This is a genomic window from Stenotrophomonas sp. GL_111 (genome assembly GCF_057835245.1).
Genome location: NZ_CM174421.1, coordinates 2,317,765 through 2,336,846, shown reverse-complemented (window position 1 = coordinate 2,336,846; position 19,082 = coordinate 2,317,765). Strand labels below are relative to the sequence as shown.

Below are 19,082 nucleotides of genomic sequence, written 5' to 3'. Positions count from 1 at the left end.
GCGGCGCAGTGTCGCCGCCGCCGCGTTGTTGTCGGTGCTGCTGAGTCTGGTACCGGGCGCGCCGCTGGCGGCCGCGGTGCCGGCCGATGACCAGGTGCAGTTGAACCTGGTCGACACCGACATCGGCGGCGTGCTGCGCATGGCTGCGCGCTTCACCGGCCGCCAGTTCCTGGTCGACCCGCGGGTGACCGGCAAGATGACCGTGGTCTCCGACGGTCCGGTCAGCCAGGCCCAGGCCTACCAGCTGCTGCTCGGCGCGCTGCGCATGCGGGGCTTCGCGGTGGTCGATGCCGGCGGGATCAGCCGGGTGGTGCCGCAGGCCGACGCCAAGCTGCTGGGCAGCACCGCCACGGGCCGGCAGGGGGGCGGCGAGATGGTCACCCGCAGTTTTGCACTGCGTTACGAAAACGCCGCCGCGATGGTCACCGTGCTGCGGCCGATGATTGCCGCCGACAACCCGATTGCCGCCTATCCGGGCAACAACACGGTGGTGATCACCGACTACGCCGACAACCTGGAACGGATCGCGCAGGTGATCGCCAGCATCGATACGCCGGCCGGCATGGACACCGACGTGGTCAAGCTGCGCCAGGGCATTGCGGTGGACGTGGCGGCGATGGTGGCGCCGTTGCTGGAAGCGCAGGGCAGCGAGGCCGGGCAGAAGGTGACGGTGATGGCCGACCCGCGCAGCAACAGCGTGCTGCTGCGCTCCAGCAGCCCGGCGCGCACGCGGCTGGCGCGCTCGCTCGTGGAGCGTCTGGACCAGGCCCAGGATGAATCCGGCAATCTGCACGTGGTCAACCTGCGCAACGCGCAGGCCAACCAGCTGGCAGCGGTGCTGCGTGGCGTGGTGGCCGGGCACAGTGACGCGCCCGCCGCCGCGCCGGGCGCGTCGGTGCCGGCTGCGCGCCAGGAAGGGGGAATGCCCCCGGCGTTGCCCGGTGCCTCGCCGTCGACCAACGGCACCCCGGCACTGGCCTCGGCGCGCCTGGGCGAAAGCGCCTCGGCCAATGCCGACGCGGCCAACGCGCCGGTGGGCTTCAGTGCCAACGGCATTTCGGTGCAGGCCGATCCCACCACCAATACGCTGCTGATCCAGGCACCCGAACCGGTCTACCGCAACCTGCGCCGGGTGATCGACCAGCTCGACCAGCGCCGCGCGCAGGTGCTGGTGGAAAGCCTGATCGTGGAAGTCACCCAGACCGATGCCGATGAGCTGGGCGTGCAGTGGATGCTCGGCAACGGACGCACGTTCGGCGGCACCAAGTTCGATGGCAGCGGGCTCAACACCACCGCCCGCACGAGCCTGGATGTGTTCCCCGGCAAAGGCCTGCAGCTGGGCGTGATCGACGGCACCATTAACCTGCCCGGGGTCGGCCAGATCCTCAACCTGAAAGCCCTGGCCAACGCGCTGCAGAGCCGCGGCGGCGCCAACGTGCTGTCCACGCCCAACCTGATGACGCTCGACAACGAAATGGCCAGCATCATGGTCGGGCAGACCGTGCCGTTCGTCAGCGGGCGCTACGTCACCGACGGCGGTGGCGGCAGCAACAACCCGTTCCAGACCATCGAGCGCGAGGACATTGGCCTGAAGCTGAAAGTGCGCCCGCAGATCTCCGAAGGCGGCACGGTCAAGCTGGATATCTACCAGGAAGTGAGCAGCATCGACCCGCAGCGGTCCAATGCCAGCACCGGCATTGTGACCAACAAGCGGGCACTGGATACCAGCGTGCTGCTCGACGATGGGCAGATCATGGTGCTGGGCGGGCTGCTGGAAGACAGCGTCAGTCATGGCCGTGATGCGGTGCCCGGGCTGGGCAGGATTCCGGTGCTGGGTGCATTGTTCCGCAGCGATACCCGCAACCGCGCCAAGACCAACCTGATGGTGTTCCTGCGCCCGCACGTGGTGCGCGATCCCCTGGCCGGGCAACGCCTGACCCGCGACCGCTATGACCTGATGCGCCAGGTGCAGGCCGGTGCGCAGCCGGCCGGCAGCTGGGCGTTGCCCGCGATGGACGCACCGCAGTTGCCGCCGGCCGACCTGCCGGTGCTGGGACAGGGCGCCACCATGGGGCTGGACGGGCGCAGCGCAGCCAACACGGTGCTGGCACCGGCCGGTGATGGCCCGGCGCTGCTGCAACTGGCCACCGGACTGGAGCCGGCCGCGGCTGCGCAGGCGGTCGCGCAGCTGCGCGCACTACAGCTGCCGGCGTTTGCCGAAGACAACGGCAGTGGCCGCCAGCAACTGCGCGTGCGCGTGCCGCGTGAACCGGCGCGGCTGGATCCAGCACTGCAGCAGCTGCGCAGGCTGGGCTACACGCCGGAGTGGGTGATCACCCCGTGACCGTGCTGCCGACCCTGCCGTTCGCCTGGGCGCGCACGCACAACGTGCTGCTGGCCAGTGAGGACGGTGCGGCCTGCCTGTACACCACTCCGGGGACCGCATCCTGGGTAGTCGCCGAGCTGCGCCGTCGCTTCGGCCCGCTGCCGCTGCGCATCGAAGACGAGGCCCCGTGGCAGGCACGCCTGGCCGCGCACTATCGTGACGGCGGCGATGCCGCGCGCGTGGTGGGCGCGGCCGAAAGCGAGGTGGACCTGGACCGGCTGATGCAGGACATGCCGGAAATCACCGACCTGCTGGATGCCGAAGATGATGCGCCGGTGATCCGCATGATCAACGCGCTGCTGGCGCAGGCTGCGCGCGATGGCGCCAGCGACCTGCACATCGAACCGTTCGAGAGCCATTCGGTGGTGCGCTACCGGGTGGACGGCACGCTGCGCGACATGGTGCAGCCGCGCCGTGCCCTGCACGCCGCGCTGGTGTCGCGGATCAAGATCATGGCCCAGCTGGATATCGCCGAGAAACGCCTGCCGCAGGACGGGCGCATCGCGCTGCGTGTAGGCGGGCGACCGCTGGACATCCGCGTCTCCACCGTGCCCACCGGGCATGGTGAACGCGCGGTGCTGCGCCTGCTGGAAAAGGATGCCGGCCGCCTGCAGCTGCAGCGTCTTGGCATGGCCGCCGACACGTTGGAGACCTTCAGCGGGTTGATCCGCCAGCCACACGGCATTGTGCTGGTCACCGGCCCCACCGGCAGCGGCAAGACCACCTCGCTGTACGCCGCGCTGGGCCAGCTGGACAGCGACCGCAGCAACATTCTCACCGTGGAAGACCCGATCGAGTACGACTTCGCCGGCATCGGCCAGATCCAGGTCAACGCACGCATCGGCATGAGCTTCGCCACCGCCCTGCGCGCGATCCTGCGCCAGGATCCGGACACGATCATGATCGGCGAGATCCGTGACCTGGAGACGGCGCAGATTGCGGTGCAGTCCTCGTTGACCGGGCATGGCGTGCTGGCCTCATTGCACACCAACGATGCGATCTCGGCAGTGACACGCCTGGCCGACATGGGCGTGGAACCCTTCCTGCTGGCGTCTTCGTTGCGCGGCGTGCTCGCCCAACGCCTCGTGCGGCGGCTGTGCGTGGCATGCAAACAGCCGCAGGAGGACGCGCAGGGAAGGGTGCGCTGGCGCGCGGTCGGCTGCGCGGCCTGCGGGCATACCGGTTACCGCGGCCGCACCGGCATCCATGAGCTGTTCGTGGTGGATGAGCCGGTGCGCGCCTTGATCCATGCCGGTGCCGGCGAGCCGGCGCTGCGAGAGGCCGCCCGTGCGGCCGGCATGCGCAGCCTGCGCGAGGACGGCATGCGCTGGGTCGAGGACGGCAGCAGCTGCGAGGAAGAAATCCTGCGCGTCACCGGCGACGACTGAGGGCAGGGCGATGGCACGCTTCCAGTACCAGGCCGCCGATGGGCAAGGCCGCATCGAACGCGGCGAAGTGGAGGCCGAGCATGGCCGCGCCGCGCGCGGCCAGTTGCACCAGCGCGGGCTGACCACGTTGCGCCTGGATGAGCAGCGCAGCGCACGCAGCGACTGGCGCAGCCGGCGCGTATCCAGTGCCGAACTGGCGTGGCTGACCCGGCAGCTGTCCAGCCTGCTGGCCGCGCGCCTGCCGCTGGAAGCGGCGCTGGGAGCGGTGATCGAACAGTGCGAACGACCGCACGTGGCCGCAGCGGTGCATGCGGTACGCGCCGATGTTCGCAGCGGCCAGCGCCTGCTGCAGGCTTTGAGCGCGCGGCCACGTGACTTCCCGCCGATCTACCGGGCGCTGGTCGGGGCCGGTGAGGATTCCGGCGACCTCGCCCGGGTGATGGAGCGCCTGGCCGACTACATCGAAGAGCGCAATGCGCTGCAGGCCAAGGTCGCCACCGCCTTCATCTATCCGGCTGCGATCAGCGTGGTATCGATCGCCATCGTGATTTTCCTGCTCAGCTACGTGGTGCCGCAGGTGGTCACCGCCTTCGTGCAGGCGCGGCAGACCTTGCCCTGGATCACGCGGATGATGCTGGCGGCCAGCGCGGCGGTGCGGCAGTGGGGCGTGGCCGGGCTGGCCGCCCTGTTCGCCGCCGGGCTGGGCTGGCGCTGGGCATTGCGCACGCCGTCATTCCGCCTGGGCTGGCATGCGCGGGTGCTGAAGCTGCCGATGCTGGGCCGCTTCGTGCTCGGGGTGAACAGTGCACGCTACGCCTCCACCCTGGCCATCCTGCTCGATGCCGGCGTGCCGCTGCTGCGCGCCCTCGATGCGGCGCGGCAGACATTGGGCAATACCTGGTTGGCACGCTGCGCCGACGATGTGGCCAGCCGTGTGCGCGAAGGTGCCTCGTTGGGCGCCGCGTTGAAGGTGCAGAAGGCGTTCCCGCCGATCCTGGTGCACCTGGTCGCCAGTGGCGAGAAGACCGGCGCGCTGGCGCCGATGCTGGAGCGTGCCGCGCAGACCATCTCGCGCGATATCGAACGCCGCGCGATGACCCTCACCGCGTTGCTGGAGCCGGTGATGATCCTGGTGATGGGCGCGGTGGTGCTGACCATCGTGCTCGCGGTGCTGATGCCGATCATGGAGATGAACCAGCTGGTGCAGTGATGCAGGGTGGATGTTCCACACCATCCTCCACAGTGTTCAGCGGTGTTCCAGAGTTTTTTTCAAGTCCCGGTCATGCCCGCACACCAGCATGACCCTCGTCGTCGCAGTACGGGCTGGGAGGCCAACAGACGACTCATGTGTGCACCTCCCTCGTCGGTTTCACCTTCGCAGTAGAACCCAACAGGAGATGATCATGTTCAAGAGCAATTCGATGGCGGCGCTGGTCGCCGTGGCGCTGTTCGCGACCGCCGGTGCGGCCTCGGCGCAGTCGCTGGTGCAGGGTGGCGGCGCGTCGCTGCCGGCCGACCTCTACAAGGGCCAGCCGGACAGCATCCTGCCGTCCAGCTTCAGCTACGCCGTGACCGGCTCGGGCACCGGCAAGAGCGCGTTCCTGACCAACACCCCCGGGCCGTTCGGCACCACCGGCACCGTGCATTTCGCCGGCAGTGACTCGGTTCTCAGCGGCACCGAACTGAGCACCTACAACGCGACCTACAACAGCCCGTCCGTGCCGGCGACCTACGTCGGCCCGCTGCTGCAGCTGCCGTCGGTGGCCACCTCGGTCACCATCCCGTTCAACAAGGCCGGTGCCGCGCTGAACCTCGACGTGACCCAGATCTGCGGCGTGTTCTCGGGCAAGCTGACCGACTGGAGCCAGGTTGACAGCACCCGTTCGGGCCCGATCGAAGTGGTCTACCGCGCTGAAAGCAGTGGCACCAGCGAGCTGCTGAGCCGCTTCCTGGCGACCGCGTGCCTGGCCAGCGACGTTGCTGGTACCACGCTGAAGTTGAATGCGGGTGGCGCACCGGCGTTCTCGGTGCAGTCGACCTTCAAGAACCTGTTCGTGGGCAACACCGCGCCGTCCAACTTCGTGCCGGCGCCGGCCACCGGCGGCACCCCGCTGTACAACCACGTCAATGCCCAGGACGGCCGCGTGGGTTACGTGGGTCCGGACGTGATCCCGAGCCTGACCGATGCCACCAAGGTGGCCAAGGTCAAGGGTTACTCGCCGGATGAAGTCAGCGTGACCGCCACCCTGGACACCGTCGCGCCGCCGACCGGTGCCGCCGCGGCCGATCCGGCCAACTGGGTGCCGGTGTTCGGCAACCCGTCGGCCGGTTATCCGATCGCCGGGTACACCAACCTGATCTTCGGCCAGTGCTACAAGGTGGCCGCGGTGGTCAACGCCATCCGTCCGTTCCTCAACACGCACTACACCGGTGGTAATGACACCGCGATCCGTGCGCATGGCTTCGTCCCGCTCAACCAGGCCTGGAAGGACGCGATCCGCGCCCGCTTCGTGCTGCCCAGCGGTGATGGTGCCATCAACAAGTCCGGCGTCTGCACCGGTATCGGCCGCGGCTGATCCATCGCTTCAACGTAGTTCCCGACGCCGGCACGAGTTGCCGGCGTCTTTGTTTTGAAGGGTTGCGGTGTGAGTGTCGTGTTTGCGCCGCGCACACCGTCTTACCGATAGCCGTCCCGCCAGGCTGCCCAGCACCTGGGTACCGCCGCCATTGCCGAGGTCATGATGTCGCACCCGCTAGCCCCCCATCTGCGCACCCCTGCGACCGCCGACGCGGCCTCACGCCGGCCTGGCAACCATCCGATGGCGCTGGCCGTCGCACTGGCGCTCAGCACCATGGGGGTACCGATGGCGCAGGCACAGCAGGCCTTCAGTCCGGCATGGTTCGCCAACAAAGGGGCAGCACAGGGCAATGCGGCGCAGACCGGGCGGCTGCCCAATGGGATGCCGGTCAACCTGGTGAATGCGCCGGATGCGCAGCGCCAGGCGGCCAACGCCAAGTTGCAGCAGAGCATCGACAACCTGGGCAGCGCCGCGCAGGCGATCGCGCTGCAGCAGCGCCTGCAACTGCAGGCCCGTCAAGGCTGGCAGATGGGGACGGTACCGGTGGCCGATGGTCTGGCCGACGGCGGGCTGAAGGTCGACAACAACCCGCTTACCCGTGGATGGCGCAACGCACGCGAGGCGGTGCAGACCCGGGGCGCCGATGGGCGCGTGGTGGTGAGTGTCGAGCAGACTGCCGACCAGGCGATCCTGAACTGGGAAACCTTCAATATCGGTGCCAATACCACGCTCAACTTCGGCCAGCAGGCTACGTGGGCGGTGCTCAACCGGGTCAATGACGCGCAGGCGCGACCGAGCCAGATCCTCGGCCAGCTGCAGGGCGCGGGCACGGTGATGGTGATGAACCGCAATGGCGTGGTGTTTGGTGGCGGCAGCCAGATCAATGTCCGCAACCTGGTCGCGGCGGCAGCGCACATCAGCGACAGCCAGTTCATCGATCGCGGGGTGTACAGCGCCGATGAGAACACCGACGCGCTGACCGCGGCCTTCGGCGCGATCGTGGTCGAACGCGGCGCCCGCCTGCAGACGCATGCGCCGGACAGCGCGCTGCGCGGCGGCGGTTACGTGCTGCTGGCCGGCCGCAGTGTGGACAACGCCGGTGACATCAGCACCACCAAGGGCCAGACCCTGCTGGCGGCCGGCGACAGTTTCGTGATCCGGCGCGGCATGGGCACCAGCGAAAACCAGGCCTCAAGTACGCGCGGCAATGAAATTGCCCCGCGCATCGTGGCCGGCAGCAGCGCCGGTCAGGTGCGCAACAGCGGCTTGATCCAGGCCAGCGAAGGCGACATCACGTTGGCCGGGCGCCAGGTGCGCCAGGACGGCGTGGCGGTGGCCACCACCACCCTCAACCAGCGCGGCAGCGTCCATCTGCTCAATTCAGTTAATGACCGTCAGGGTCAGGTCATTCTCGGCGACGCATCCACCACCGCCGTGCTGATCCAGGACGACGGCAAGACCACCGCATTGGACGGCCAGCGCGATGCGCTGGTGGCCACCACTACCAGCCAGACCCATCGGGGCGCGTTCGACAACCTGTCGCGCATGCAGGACCGGCGTGACCAGTCACGCATCGAAATCGTCAGCGGCGGCGACGTGGACTTCAAGGGCGGCTCGCTGACCCTGGCCACGGGCGGGCAGATCGCAGTCAGTGCGGCCAGCCGCACCCTGGCCCGCGACGGCGCACACCTGGACGTTGCTGGTGCCACCGGGGTAAAGGTGGCGATGGAAAGCAACACTGTGCAGATCAACGTGCAGGGCAACGAACTGCGCGACAACCCGGACAACCGCGACAGCGGGCTGCTCAACAGCACCGCGATGTGGGTCGACCGCCGCCAGCTGCTGTTGGTGCCGGCCGGCACCGGTGGCAATGCCGCCGACCGCTGGTACGCCGCCGGCGGCCTGCTGGAGGTGGGCGGTTACCTGGACACGCAAGGCCATTCGATCGGCGAGTGGGCCGCGCAGGGCGGCAGCATCACCCTGGGCGGCGCGGAAGTCATCACCCAGGCCGGCGCGCGCTTGAACCTGGCCGGTGGCAGCGTCGATGTGCAGTCCGGGGTCATCCACCAGACCTGGCTGCGCGGCCGCGATGGCCAGCTCTACACCCTGGACAACGCCCCGGTCGGAGCGGTGTTCAGTGGCGTCTACAACGGCCATGAAGTCGACCATGCGCGCTGGGGCGTCAAGGAAGCCTTCCGCAACCCGCTGATCGCCGCGCCGACCAGAGTCGAAAACGGCTACACGGTCGGCCGTGATGCCGGCAGCCTGCGCATCTCCGCGCCCACGGCGATCCTGGAGGGGCAGGTCGAGACCGGTGTCTATAACGGTGCCCGCCAGACCCAGGCCGCCGTGGCCGGCGCCGATGGCTACGCGCAGTTGCAGACTGCGGTGGCACGCAACGCGCAGCTGTACCTGGGCGACTATGCCAACGGTGGCCGCAATGCGCTGTTCAACAGCCGAGTGGAGATTGGCGAGCATGCCGCGAGCGGCATCGACTGGAGCCTGCAACCGGCGGCGAACGCGCGCACGGGCACTGTCCTGCTGGACGCACAAACCCTGAGCGCCCAGCAATGGGGACGCATCGATCTGGGCAGCAGCAACACCATCGATGTGCACGGCGCGCTGCGCCTGGCCGATGGCGGCACGCTGCGGCTGACCGCGGCGCAGGTGGGCATCGACGGTGCGGTCACGATTCGTGCCGGCAGCGTGGAGGCGGGCAACCTGTTCGTTGGCGAGGGCGCGGGCAGCACCTTGCAGGCACTATTGCTGCAGGGCAAGGCCGGGGTGAATCTCGGCGACGGCGCCACCCTCGACCTGGCCGGGCGCTGGGTCAACCAGCGGCTGACACCCGAAGACACCACCGGCCAGGCCTATCTGGACGGCGGGCGAGCCCGGTTTGAAACCAATGGCGATGTGCGCGTGGGTGCGGCCAGCCGCATCGTGGTCGACGGCGGTGGCCGGATCGACAGCAAGGGCAGGACACATGCGGGCAACGGTGGCGACATCGGCTTGATCGCCAGCAGCGACAAGGCCGGCGATATCGGCGGACGGCTGCAGTTGCAGGGCACGCTCAGCGGCGTCGCCGCCGGCAAGGGTGGCCAGCTTGAGCTGGGCCATGGCGGCCGGATCCAGATCGGTGACGGCACCGATGTGGTGGCCGAAGCGTTGCAGTTGGACGCCAGCCTGTTCGCGTTGGGCTTTGCCCGCTATGACATCAACGGCATGCAGGGCGTGGACGTTGCGCAGGGCACTGCATTGAACGTGCAGCGTCCGCGCCTGCGCTTCGCCGAAGGTGCTGCGCAAAGTGCCGATGGCCGCGAGGCGCTGCAGCGCTGGACCCCGCCGTTGTACGCCGAGTCACCCACTGACGCACAGCTGCAGGTCCGCGAGGGTGCCTCGTTGACGCTGCGCTCGCAGCGCGGCTTCAGCGGCGGCGCGATCAGCGTGGGTCGTGGTGCCACGGTGAGCGTGGATCCGGGCCAGCAGATCCAGTTGCTGGCCGGTGGCGATATCCGCGTGGACGGCACGCTGCGTGCCGCCTCCGGCCGCATCGTGCTGGACGACGTGCGTAACGCTACCGACTACTACCAGGGCAACGCGCACCAGCGCCAGTACCGGATCGGCAGCGAAGGCGTACTCGACGTCTCCGGTGCGGCCTACAGTGCCATCGATGCCGCCGGCGGGCGCTATGGCCGAGTCGATGCGGGTGGCCGTATCGAGATCGGTGGGGCGCTGGACTGGGAGGACAAGGACGGCATCGTCAACCGTCCACCCGATGCGTTCGTGGTGGTCGAGCAGGGGGCGCGTCTGGACGCCTCCGGTGCGGTCGCCGCCCTCGATGTGCAGGGCAAGGGGCGCCAGCAGGTCGCCAGCGACGGCGGTACCATCGCGATCCGCTCCGCTGACGGCCTGTACCTGCAGGGCGACCTGCGCGCGGCCGCCGGTGGTGCCGGCGCCAATGGCGGCACGCTGGGCGTGGCGTTCGGTGGCGCGGTGTACCGCGGCAACCAGCCGCTGGATGCGCAGTTGTTGAGCGCGCGTGCACTGACCCTGCGCAACGAAAACAGCAGCACCGCGCTGCCGACCACGCTGCAGTTCGGCCATGCCGAGCTCAGTAGTGCGCAGATCGCCGCGGGCGGCTTCGACCACCTGTCCCTGTTCGCCGACCTGCGTATCGACGACACCCTGAGCCTGCGCCTGCCGCAGAGCCTGCGCCTGTATGGCGCCGACACCGCTGGGCTGAACGGACTCGGCATCACGGCCGGTGCGGCCGCGCAGCGCCAGGTGAACCTGCAGGCGCCCTACGTGCGCCTGGCGCAGACACGCTGGCAGCTGTTGCCGGGCGAAACCAACCGGTACCCGAACGCGGCGCCATCGGCACGCGACGACGGCCATGCCCTGCGGGTGGATGCCCAGCTGATCGATATCCGTGACGGTACCTACCTGGGCAGCTTCGACCAGGTCGACCTGCGCAGCCAGGGCGATATCCGGCTGCTGCGCGCTTTGTTCGCGCCTATGTCGCAGTTGCTGGCGCCACATGCGCTGGAACTGACCGCGGCACAGATCTACCCGGCCACGCACGCCGTCGCGCGGCTTGGCGTGGGCGTGGGGGCCGCGCGCGTGACCAGCGCATTGGATCTGCTGGAAGACACCACCAGCCTGTTGCGCATCCACGCGGCCGCCGCCGTCGCGCCGGGGATGCCGGCCAGCGTGTTCGGGCGGCTGACCCTGGTGGGGGCGCAGATCGAACAGGGCGGCGTGGTGCGCGCGCCCCTGGGCGAGATCAACTTCAGCGGAAAGCCGGCCTCCAGCAAGGGCGAGGGCGCACACGTCCGCCTGCAGCCGGGCAGCATCACCTCGGTGAGCGCCAATGGGTTGCGACTGCCTTACGGCGGCACCGTGGACGGACTGCGCTATGCCTTCAACGGTGATGCGGTGGAACCGCTGCCGGCCGGTGGCAATCCGATCGGCGACAACCGTGGCATCAACTTCACCGGATCCTCGCTGGACGTGGCACCCGGGGCGCTGCTGGACCTGTCCGGTGGCGGTCAGCTCGACGGTGCGGCGTTCGTGGCAGGCCGCGGTGGTTCGGTGGACATCCTGACCACGGCCATGGTCGATGCCAACCCCACCTATGGTTTCAGCACGGCGGGCAGCGAAGTGTTCGCCATCCTGCCCGGTGCGCAGCTGGCACAGGCACCGGTGGGGCTCGAACAGGGCACGGCCGTGCCCCAGATCGGCCGCCAGATCACCCTTGGCGCAGGCGTGCCCGGGTTGGCTGCCGGAACCTACACCCTGCTGCCGGCCAGCTACGCACTGCAGCCCGGCGCGTTCCGCATCGAGATCGGCCCGGCGGCGACCACCGCCCTCGGCGCGCCCCTGGCGACCGGCACCGGCTCGTGGCTGGCCAGTGCGCAGCAGGGCTCGGCCTTCGGGGCGTCCGCTACTGGGCTGCCCAACCCGGTGCTGCTGACACCGGCGGCGCAGGTGCGGCGGCACTCCAGCTACAACGAGACCAGCTACGACAGCTTCGTGCGCAACGATGCCAGTCGGCTTGGGCTCCCGGTGGGGTTCACCAGCGCCGACGCGATGAGCCTGCAACTGCGCTTCCTCGACAACGCCGGTCGCGGCAGCAGCCCGGCATTGCGCATGCTGGGCCACGCCAATTTCAGTGCGGCCAGTGGCAGCCAGGGACGCGCTGGCACGGCGTCGCTGTTGTCCGATCTCAGCCAGGGGCTGGAAGTGGTTGCCGGTGCACAGGCACCCGTGCTGGCGCAGGGCATCGTGTTGCAGGCCGATGCGATCAACGCCCTGCAGCCGGGTCGGCTGGTGATCGGTGGCAGGGCGCGCGTGGAAACCTACGCCGCACCGGCGCTGGCGATCACCGCCAGCAGCAATGCCGTGGTGATCCGTGACGGTGTGCAGCTGCGGGCGCCGGAAATTCTGCTGACCGCGGCCGATGGGGGCCGTGGCGTGATCGTGGAGCAAGGGGCCACGCTGAGCACGCTCGGCATGGGTGCACCCGCCTACGACAGCACGTCCGGCATCTACTATCGGGCCTCGGGCTCGGCGGTGCTGGCGCTGTCCAATGGCTGGGTCAATCTGCTCGCCAGCGATGCACCCACCGGCAGCGCCAGCCTCCAGGTGGGCAGTTGTCTTTCCAGCTGCAACGGCCAGGCCCAGCTGCTCAGCGGCGGCAGCCTGGGCGTTGCCACCAACGGCAGCTTCGTCCTGTCCGACCAGGCCGCCTACGGCGCACGCCATCTGGGCCTGGCGACCGCCTCGATCAACCTGGGCAGCGCAGCAGCGATCGATGCAGCCGCCGCCCAAGGCGCGCTGCCGCCGGGGCTGCGCATGAACCAGCAGGTGCTCTCCAACCTGCTCAATGGCAACACCGCGCTTGGAACCCCGGCGCTGCAGACCCTCAGCCTGACCGCCAACGATGCCATCAACGTATTTGGCAGCATCGAGCTGGACACGCGCAGTGGCGCGACCGGCAAGGCGGGGCTGCAGCAGCTGGTCCTGGGGGCATCGGCGATCCATGGTTACGGCACCGCGACCGACGTGGCGCGGATTCTCGCGAAAGAGCTGATCTGGTCCGGCAATCCACCGGTGGGCGGTCGAGAGCCGGGCAGCACCGGCGCACCCGTGCCTGCCGCCGCGCTGCGTGACCGCCTGGGTGCGGGCAGCCTGCAGCTCCAGGCCGAGCAGGTCACATTGGGCGCCGCACCGTATGCACGACCGGGCTCGCACAGCCAGGCCACGCGCCAGGTGCTGGGCTTTGCGGACGTGGAACTGCGCGCGGACCGTGAGATTCGCTTCGCCGAAAGCGGCACTCTGCAGGTGCACCAGTCACAAGGTGATTATGTGACCGGGCAGGGGTGGCGGTATCAGGGCGGAAATCTGAACCTGTCCGCGCCGCTGTTGACCGGCTCTGCCGGTGCGCAGCTGGAGGTGGTTGCTGGCGGCGCATTGGCGGTGCGCGGGCAGGGCGCTGGCAGCAATGACGCGCTCGGCGCGGAACTGTCGCTGCAGGCCGATCGCATCGCGCTGGACGGACATATCGCGCTGGCCTCGGGCAGCTTCAAGGCGCAGGCCGAACACGATGTGGTGCTTGGCGCCAACAGCTGGATCGACCTGTCCGGGCGCAAGGTCAGCCTGTTTGATGTCGACAAATACAGCTGGGGCGGCGATGCCGAACTGCGCTCCATCGCCGGCGATATCCGCATGGACGCCCTGGCGCGCGTGGATCTGTCCGCGCAGAACAACCGCGGTGGCCGGCTCAGCGTGATCGCACTGGGTGAGCATGCAGGTCGGGTGGACCTGGCGGGCACACTGCTCGGCCACGCCACCGGCCGCTATGCCGCGTCGGGCAGCGTGGTGCCGTACGACGGCGGCGAGTTGATCGTGCGCGCGCAACAGCTGACCGATTTCAGTGGCCTCAACCTGCGCCTCAACCGCGACGGTGTCAGCGGCCTTCGCCAGTTCCAACTGAAACAGGGCGACCTGCAGATCGGTGACGAGGTGCAGGCGCGGCGTGTGGACATCAGTGTCGATGGCGGCAGTCTGCAGGTGAACGGCCGCATCGACGCCAGCGGCGAACAGGTGGGCAGCATCCGCCTGGCCGCGCGCGACACCCTCGGCATTGCCGGCACGCTGGATGCGCACGGCCGCCAGCTGCGCGTGGACAGCTATGGCCGCATCATCGATGCACCGAACCGCGCCACCGTTGAACTGACCGCTGCCGACGGTGAAGTGGTGCTGGGTCCGGAGGCACGCATCGATCTGCGCAGCGGAACCGACATCGCCGTGGGCACCGCGCCTGGGCGCAACGATGGGCGTGCCCGTGGCACGGTCACGCTCAACGTGCCACGCCGCGGCGCCGATGATGCGGCACTGATCACGACCGCGCCGATCCGCCTGGACGGTGTCGCCAGCACCTTCGTCAACGCGTTCCGTCGCTACGACGACGCGCCGCTGGCCAGCGTCCCCGATGTCACCGGGCACCGGCCGCAGCTGGTCACCCAGGCCTGGATGGACGGCATCGATGCCGACAGCAGCACCTACATGAACGCCGCGCTGGGCAACGCCGCGCTGGGGCAACGGCTGCTGGCCATCGCCGGGGCGCGGTTGCGGCCCGGCGTGGAAGTCGTGGGCAAGGTCAGTGCCGCCAATCCGGACGGCAACCTCGCCGTGGTCGGCGACATCGACCTGTCCGGCTACCGCTACGGGCCGCAATCCAACCGCGCCGACCCGGCGCGGCGCGGCTTCGGTGAGTCCGGCGCGTGGGTATTGCGCGCAGCCGGCAACCTGAGCATCCATGGCAGCATCAACGATGGTTTCGCCCCGCCGCCGCTATCACCGGACGATGCCGGCTGGACGCTGGTTGAAGGCCGCTACAACGGCGATGGCTTCAATCCGTTCGGCGGCGATATCGTGATTCCCAACGACGGCGTGCAGGTGCAGGCCGGGACCGAGTTCCCGGCCGGTGCCACGCTCAACTACGCCATCCCGGTGGGGCAGCTGAGCCTGCCGGCCGGCACCACGGTGCCGATCGAGATGACGCTCGCCTCCAATCTGCTGCTTCCCGCCGGCAGTGTGCTGTCGGCCCAGGTGACCACGGCCGGCGGCCAGGTGCTGGCGGCCGGAACCTTGCTTGAGAATGCAGTGACCTTGACGGCCGGCGCTCGGATCGGGGCAGGATTCCGCCTCGGGCGCGGCGTGGACGTAGCGCCGCACCAGTGGCCGGCGGGTGTTGCGCTGCCGGCCAAAATGCGTCTCTCCACCGCGCTGAACCTGGCACGTGGCGCGTTGATTCCGTCGATGACCAAGCTGGAACTGGCCAATGACGCCCCCATCAACCTGCGCCCGGTCGATGCGCAAGGCCGCCAGGGACGCAACTGGGCACTGGCCCCGATGTTGCCCGAAGGCACCACGTCGTGGGACGTCAGCGCCGTGGCCGGTGCCGACCTGGATGCGGCGGATCGGCAGACGCGCAATGTCGTCGGGCGTGGCGACCTGATCCTGGCTGACAGCCACTATGGCGCGATCGCCACGGTCGACCGCAAGGTGGAATTCGTCGGTGACCGCGTCATGAGCGAGGCCGGTTCGATCATGTACTGGGGTGACACCAGCTATGCCGGTAAACCGGTCAAGGAGCTGGCCGACTACTGGGAGATGACCGAGGACGAGATGTGCGCCGACGGCACCAGTTGCATGGCCGCACCGCGTCTGGTCGATGAAAAGGGCTCGCTGGAGATGTGGGGCGATTTGACCTACGTCGGCAAACCGGCGCAGGACCTGGCCGACTACTGGGGCATGACGCTGGAAGCGTTCTGCGCCACCGCCGGCTACTGCTACGGCGGCGGCAGCGAAACCGAAGTGACGGTGTATGGCAAGCGCTTTGGCACGCCGGCACATAGCGTGCTGCGTACCGGCAGTGGCGATCTGCAGCTGCTGGCCGGGCGCGATGTGCGCATGAGCTCCAGCTTCGGCGTGTATACCGCGGGCGTACAGACCCAGCTGGGCAACGGCCTGGATGCGGGATTCAATCGAACCAGTGCAATGATGCCCAAGCGCGACAGCCTGCTCGGCCCGGGCCAGGGCAACGGTCAGTATGATCCGGCGCTGGCAGCATGGCAGGCCTGGTACCCCGACCACGGCGGCAACCTGCGGGTGGCCGCCGGGCGCGATGTCACCGGGGATGCCTGGGCGCAGACAGCGGCCAGTGGTGGGCCGGGTGCGCGTGGTTCGCGTGATGCGGCCGGCTATCCGAACGCTGCGGTCGGCAGCTGGTTGTGGCGGCAGGGCACCGGCTCCACCGTGGGGGTGGCGCCGGTGCCGACCAGCTGGTGGATCAATTTCGGCAGCTATCTCTACACCGACGATGTCAGTGCCATTTCCTCGCCGCGGCTGGTGGGCTTCACCGGCCTGGGCGCCCTGGGCGGCGGCAACGTCAGCATCGACGCGGGCCGGCACATGGGCGTGGTCGATGCGATGGGGTCTGCGCTGCAGGAAAGTGACCTGGTCACGCACAGCACGGCCTTGATCGCTGCCGTCGGCGCGACCGGGCGCGTGACCGCCGATGGCCTGGTGCAGACAGGTGGGGGCGACCTGCAGTTGCGCAGTGGCGGTGCCTTCAATCCCAATCTGCGCGCCAGCAATGCCAAGATCGCCGGCCCGACCCAGGATCTGGATCTCAACGGCACGCTGGTGAATCTGCGTGGGCAGATTCAGCTCAGCAGCAGCCAGATTGGTGGCATCTGGTACAACACCAGTGGGTACGGCAGCGCGGCCACTGCGATCCGGGCGACGGACCCGTTCAGCGCCGATGGCGGCATCGCGATGGCCGGCCCGATGCTGGTGCTCGGCGATGCAACCGCCAGCCTGCAGGCACGCGGCGACGTGGTGTTGGGCGGCACCGGCGATGCCGGGCGGGTACGCACGCCGTATCTGAATCAGGTGGCCCACCAGAACGGCAGCCTGATGGCAGGCACCAGCTGGTTCTCGTTGTGGACCCCCAATACCGCCATCGAATTGTTCTCAGCCGGCGGCGACCTGACCCCGGGCATGACCGGGGCCGGCACGCTTGCCGGTTGGAATGCCGCGATCGAAACGCCTGGGAACACCCGCACGGGGGACGCGCTGGTGTACTGGATGCAGCCCTCGCGGCTGAGCGTGGTAGCCGCCAACGGCAACGTGAAACTGGCCAGCAGCTTCGATGAAAAAATCAACGTGATGCAGACCGCACCTGCAGCCGATGGCTGGCTGCAGGTGCTGGCGCAGGGTTCCATCTGGGGTGGTGAGAGTAGTACGGTCCTGAGTACCTCCGGCGCCGATGCCCGTCTCCCATCCCCGTTCGACCCGGCCTTCGCTGCCGAACGAAGCTCCCAGCTGCCGTTCGGCAACATCGCCGTCGACGGTATGCGGTGGGGCGGCCTGTTTACCGGCCAGCCGCTGTTCGCCTTCGGCGCCAACACCCCGCGCCTGCGCAACCCGCGTCTCGGAACGGGTTCGCCCAGCCGCTTCTATGCGGTACACGGCGACATCGTCAATGTCAGCACGGGCGGTCAGCGCAGTCTGCAGAACATCACTCCGCAGCTACGCAGCGTCACCGACTGGCTGGAAGCCGGTGCCCCGGTGGACATGCGCGCTGGCCGCGACATCCTGGCCAGCGACGTGGTCGCGCTGCACGGCACCGGCACCGACGTAAGCCGCATCGAGGCCGGCCGCGACATGGTGCACACCAACGTGCGCGTGGCGGGACCGGGCAACGTCGAGGTCAGTGCCGGGCGCCAGCTGCGCCTGGAAGACCGCGCCAGCGTGACCAGCCTCGGCCCGGTACTGCAGGGCGATGAGCGCGCGGGCGCCAGCATCGCCTTGACCGCCGGCAACCAGCATGTGGACTTCGATGCACTGCGCGCGCGCTACTTCGGTGCCGCGCAGCTGGCCGATCTGCAGCAGCCGCTGGCCGACCAGCCGGGCAAGGCCGCCAAGGTCTACGACACCGAGCTCAAGCAGTGGCTGGCCGACCGCTTCGGCTTCACCGGCGATGACACCGCTGCGCTGGCCTACTTCGATGCGCTGCCGGACGTGCAGCAGCGCATCTTCCTGCGCGAGGTCTACTTCGCCGAGCTGCGCGCCGCTGGCCGTGAGTACACCGATCCCGACGGCCCGCGTACCGGTTCCTACCTGCGCGGCCGCGACGCCATCGCCACGCTGTTCGCCGACAAGGCGGCGGACGGCGCGGTGACCGCACGTCCCGGCGACATCGTCATGTACGGCGGTGCCGGTGTGCGCAGCCAGGCCGGCGGCAACATCGAGCTGCTGGCACCGGGCGGGCAGATTGTCGTTGGCGTACAGGGCGTGGTGCCGCCGGCCTCGGCGGGCCTGGTCACGCAGGGGCAGGGCGATATCCGCCTGTTCAGCCAGGACAGCGTGCTGCTGGGCCTGTCGCGGGTGATGACCACCTTCGGTGGCGACGTCCTCGCCTGGTCCGAACAGGGCGATATCAATGCCGGTCGCGGCGCCCGCACCACGCTGGTGTACACCGCGCCACGCCGTGAGTACGACGCCTGGGGCAACGTGCGCCTGGCACCGGTCACGCCGTCCAGCGGCGCCGGTATCGCCACGCTCAACCCCATTGCGGAAGTGCCGCCGGGCGACGTGGACCTGATCGCACCGCTGGGCACCATCGACGCCGGTGAAGCGGGTATCCGCGTCTCGGGCAACATCAACCTGGCCGCACTGCAGGTGCTCAACGCCGCCAACATCCAGGTGCAGGGTGACAGCAAGGGCCTGCCGGTGCTTGCGACGGTGAATGTCAGCGCCTTGGCGTCGGCGAGCGCGGCGGCCAACAGTGCCACCCAGGCGGCGCAGGAAACCGCACGCCAGACCCAGGACGCGGCGCGCCGGGGCATGCCCTCGGTGATCAGCGTGCAGGTGCTGGGCTTCGGCAACCGCAGTGGCAGCGTGGACCCGCCGCCGCCGGCACAGGCGCCAACCAGCCGCTACGACCCGGACAGCGCGTTCCAGTTCTCCAGCCCGGGCGATGCCGAAGCGCGGGCACCGGACAAGGCACCGCGCACACAGTAATGGCGACATCTGCAGATCGGGCCGCCGCGTTGGGAAGCGCGCCGGTCCCAGCCAGGGAACCGCGGGGTGGCATGGAGAGTCCCCCGCACAGCGCGCCCCCTGGCAATTCGATGGCGGCAGGAGGCCACCATCCAG

General features: G+C 69.0%; 5 protein-coding genes. All 5 read left to right on the top strand.

All coding sequences use genetic code 11. The features are described 5' to 3' along the window. The first annotated feature begins 25 nt into the window (after nt 1-25). Complete coding sequence (gene gspD, locus AC3IPM_RS10400) at nt 26-2,344, top strand: type II secretion system secretin GspD (protein WP_489304094.1); 2,319 nt, start codon at nt 26-28, stop codon at nt 2,342-2,344. After that, nucleotides 2,341-3,774, top strand: a complete 1,434-nt coding sequence (gspE, locus tag AC3IPM_RS10395; RefSeq protein WP_489299774.1) for a type II secretion system ATPase GspE — start codon at nt 2,341-2,343, stop codon at nt 3,772-3,774. Before gspD ends, gspE begins: the two co-directional genes overlap by 4 nt. Before the next feature lie 10 nt (nt 3,775-3,784). Then, complete coding sequence (gspF, locus tag AC3IPM_RS10390) at nt 3,785-4,984, top strand: type II secretion system inner membrane protein GspF (protein WP_489299773.1); 1,200 nt, start codon at nt 3,785-3,787, stop codon at nt 4,982-4,984. A gap of 193 nt (nt 4,985-5,177) precedes the next feature. Continuing rightward, nucleotides 5,178-6,350 (top strand): substrate-binding domain-containing protein, encoded by a 1,173-nt coding sequence (locus AC3IPM_RS10385; protein ID WP_489299772.1) that lies wholly within the window; start codon nt 5,178-5,180, stop codon nt 6,348-6,350. Nucleotides 6,351-6,515: 165 nt separating this feature from the next. Further along, a complete protein-coding gene (locus AC3IPM_RS10380; protein ID WP_489299771.1) occupies nt 6,516-18,947 on the top strand; it encodes a filamentous hemagglutinin family protein in 12,432 nt (4,143 codons plus the stop codon). Nucleotides 18,948-19,082: the final 135 nt, after the last annotated feature.